The organism is Microcoleus sp. B13-B6, assembly GCF_036705405.1.
Classification (GTDB): Bacteria; Cyanobacteriota; Cyanobacteriia; order Cyanobacteriales; family Microcoleaceae; genus Microcoleus.
The window spans coordinates 1-4,211 of sequence record NZ_JAUBUJ010000185.1; the positions used below are offsets into that span (position 1 = coordinate 1).

The following is a 4,211-nucleotide window of genomic DNA, read 5'->3' on the forward strand; positions in this document are numbered from 1 at the left end:
TGGAACAGGCATCTTGCCTGTTCATCCTGCCAAAAAAGATGAATTTGATTGTGGAACAGGCATCTTGCCTGTTCATCCTGCCAAAAAAGATGAATTTGATTGTGGAACAGGCATCTTGCCTGTTCATCAAAGCTAATTAAAAATGGTTTAACATCTCAATTTTAATCATTTACCTAACACCAAAGAATCTTTGATATGCTGCCATTAATCTTTGATACCTGCGTCCCCAGAGATGAGATTTTATCGGGAGATTTGTCTCTAGATTTATTTGCTGCAAAATTGCGGCTGGTAGTCGAAGGAAATGCACCTCAAGTTTATCAAGATGCTAATAAATTCTTTGCTAATACTTTCGCAACTGATGGCATTAAAACCCTAATCCGGGAAGTTTTCAGCCGCTTGATGAAGCAAAGCGCCGGGGCGGGTGTGGTTCGTTTGGAAACGAGTTTTGGGGGCGGCAAAACTCACGATGAAATTGCACTCTGGCATATCTGCAAGCAAGGGCGAGAAATTCACGGATTGGAACGCTTTACAGATATTAGCGTTATTCCCGATCGCCCGATCGCCGTTGCAGCGATCGACGGTCGAGATTTAGACCCAGAACAAGGAGTTTATCACTCGGACAGCGGCTTGACAACCTACACTCTTTGGGGCGAAATTGCTTACCAAATTGGCGGGATTTCAGGCTATCAGTTACTGCAAGGCAGCGATAAAAGCGGTGTCAGTCCCGGTACTTCGGTGTTAGAACGGTTGACGGGGGGACAGCCGACTGTGATTATTTTAGATGAAATTGCGCGGTATTTGCGATCGGCAAAAGCGAAACAAATTGGCAGAAGCGATTTAGCCGAACAAGTGGTAGCTTTTCTATTTTCCCTGATGGATTTGGCGGCAGCGTGCGATAATTTAGTATTGGTTTATTCCCTCGCCTCGACAGCAGATACTTTTGGGGAAGAAACGGCAGAATTGCAAGAAACGATGCGCGCTTCCGCAAGACAAGAAAGGGTGTTGAGTCCTTCTACAGATATCGAAATTTACAATATCGTTAAACAGCGGGTGTTTGCCAGAGTTAGCGAGGAAGCGGCGCAAAAAGCGGCATCGGAATATTTGGCGGCTTATCGCAATTGCCGCGTTAATTTGCCCGATGGGTGCAAAGATGCGTCATACTCAAAAGCGATCGCCCAAAGTTATCCGTTTCACCCGGAATTGTTCAATCTTCTTACTAAAAAAATTGCTTCTATTCCCGAATTCCAGAAGACGCGGGGCGCTTTGCGATTGTTCGCGCAAGTCGTGCGGCATTTGTGGGAAAACCGCGATGGTTGGATGCCGATGATTCACACGCATCACATTCCTATAGGGATGGATGGCGAAATTACTAACGATCTGACTTCTCGGTTGCAACGATCGCCCTTGCGGAATGCGATCGGCGCTGATATCTACAATCCCGATGGTAGGCCGGCTTACGCACAATTGCAAGATGGGGAATGGATAGCAGCGGGAAAACCGCCGTTTTCTACTTGGGTAAGCAGAACAATATTTTTGCATTCTTTGACTCAGGGAAATTCTTCGGGAATTCGGCTGGCTGAGTTGAATTTGTCGCTGCTGACTCCAGGGGTTGACAGCGGTTTTGTCGATCGCGCTTTAGAAAGATTGACGAAGGTAGCCTGGTATTTAGACTCCGATCCGATCACATCTTTAGCCAGGTTTAAAGAAGAACCTTCGATCAACAAAATTATCACGGAGGAGAAGGAACAAGTTGGGAGGGGATGCGCGAAAGATGATTTGCGAACTCGCCGGGATAGCATTTTTGCCAAGAAATTCTTTACCTTAGTTTCTAATATCGAAAGTCCCGGAGATGTAGATGATAACCCGGATGATGTGGCGTTGTGCGCGATCGACTTTGACGATGCGGTGGTGAATGCTTCTACCGACGCAGCCCCGGAATTAATCGAGAGAATTTTTAACAATAGCGGCGAATCGGGGAAGTTTCGCACCTACCGGAACCGGTTGTTATTTTTGGTGGCAAATCGGCTAGAATTAGAAACGGCGATCGACAATGCCAGAGAATATAAAGCTATTCAAAATATTCTCAAAAGTCAGAATCGGCTGGCAGATTTATCGGGAAGCCAGCAGAAGCAATTGAAGGAACGGGAAGGCGCGAAAGATATAGCTGTGAGAGTATCTTTGACTAATGCTTACCGTCATTTATTTTATCCTTCAAATGACCAAGTAAAAGCACCGAAAGGATTGATGCACTACACTCTTACCGCGCAGGATGCGAGTATGGTGAAAGGCAAAAACAACCAGCAAGATGTGATTCTTAAAGCCCTCAAAGATTGCGGCAAGATTCGCGCGGAAGAAGCTAAACCTTTCGCCCCGGCTTTTATCCTGCAAAAAGTTTGGCCTGCGGGGTTGGATAATTGGACGACGAAGGCGCTGCGCGATGCTTTTGCTAAAGATTTGAGTTTGAATATTCTCCTTGATGCGGAAGTTTCGATGCTGCGGGAGACGATTCGCGAAGGTTTGAAAATGGGCAATTGGGATATGAAAGTCGGTGATCGACTATTTATCAAAACCGATGATAGTATGCTGACACTGCCGGAGACGATCGAATTTAGCGATCGCGCCTCCCTATACAAGCGCGGCATTCTCGAACCTCCAGCGCCCAAAGAAGTGGAACTCAGCGCCCAATTGATGCCGAGTACAGAAGCGGCAAAACCCGTGCGTGTCAGGTGGAAAGCGAAAGGAGCATTGACGGTTAGTTTGTATCAAGATAATACTTTAGTGCCGGGAAATTTCTTCCCTTCCGATGAGTATGACGCCACCATTGTTAATAACACTATGTTTCGTGTGGTGGCCGATTACGGTAACGGTGAGACAGCAGAAAAAACAACCAATGTCAATCTAAATCCTCAAGTTCCTACCGTGGGAGAGATCACAAATCCTCCTTATGTTGTGGAAACGCTACCGGGGACTTTGTGGGAGGCGAAACCGACGGTTATCGAAATTGACGGCACGATAAGTGCGGTATTTACGGGATTGGGCGATCGCATTAGCGACTACAAAGTGCAAGGCATCGAAGTGCTAGAATTGTCTGTGAATCAAGTAACGGATTATCGCAAATTCGGAACAGCAATTGCCCTATTGCAGCGCTGGCAACCGCAAATCGACCAAACCGTAACCATTAAAACCGACGACCAATTTGTGCGGCTGGAATATCAAGGGGCGTTTCGGGGATTTCAGGGCTTTTTATCGACTATCAACAATTTGTTGAACAGTCCCGACGCGCAAGCCGAGGTTAATTTGAAAATCACCTTAGAATTCAAGCCAGTTTTGTCAGCAAATGCCTCGGATATTAATAGTATCAAACAAATGCTCGATCGCAATCAAGTAGAGCGTTTAAATTTAACGGCAAGGGTGATATATTGAAATGTAGGGGCGGGTTCACCTACAATATGTGGCAAAAATTAACAATCTCAAAAACCCGCCCCCACCCCACGGTAAATCGCAATCTACCTCTTTTAACATACCCGCATAATACATAGGCCGGGGCGGGTTTTTGAGATGGTTGGTTGATTGCGTAGATGGTTGGTGAACCCGCCCCTACACGAATCGCGATCGCTCGGAGACGATCGGATATGTAGATTAATTGTTGTATAATTAGTGCCATGTAGGGGCGGGTTCTACCAACCATTTACGCCTCAAATAAAATATCTCATAAACCCGCCCCGCCCAGAGCTCATGCAAGAATTTCAATTACGAGTTTTGCCTTTAGATAATAACAACTTCGCTTTGGAATTGTATCAATGTGCTTACAAGAAAGCGGGAGAGAAAAAACGTCCGGCTGCTAAAAAATTGGGGCGACTCAAAGGAAATGCCCTAGTTTTAGCCAGACAAACAATTTATGCAACTCTCAAAGCGAATAATTACGACCCGAAAAGTTTATCTCAGCAGCGACAAACTCCTTATATATTATCAGAAGAATCGGGGGTGAGTTTGGCGATTTTATTTCAATCGCTGCAACCGCTATCGAAAACCGAACGAATTGCGAATATTGCCGAGGGGATTATGGCTATGAGTAATGAAGAGGCACATTATTGGTTTGGTAAAATTGCCAATGGGAATCGTTCAAATGCTTTGAAAGCTTTGCGAATTTTATTGGGAGATTGAAATTGTGAAATTTTGCGCGATAATATGTGGAACAGGCATCTTGCCTG

2 protein-coding genes are annotated in these 4,211 nt (G+C 45.5%); both read left to right on the top strand.

Going from position 1 to position 4,211, the window contains the following annotated elements:
• The first annotated feature begins 195 nt into the window (after positions 1–195).
• Positions 196–3,423, top strand: coding sequence for a DUF499 domain-containing protein (locus QUB35_RS37835; RefSeq protein ID WP_333148066.1), 3,228 nt, complete (start codon positions 196–198; stop codon positions 3,421–3,423).
• Between the two features lie 312 nt (positions 3,424–3,735).
• Positions 3,736–4,164 carry a DUF7680 family protein gene (locus QUB35_RS37840; RefSeq protein ID WP_333148068.1) on the top strand — a complete coding sequence of 143 codons (429 nt, stop codon included), beginning with the start codon at positions 3,736–3,738 and terminating at the stop codon, positions 4,162–4,164.
• Positions 4,165–4,211 lie beyond the last annotated feature (47 nt).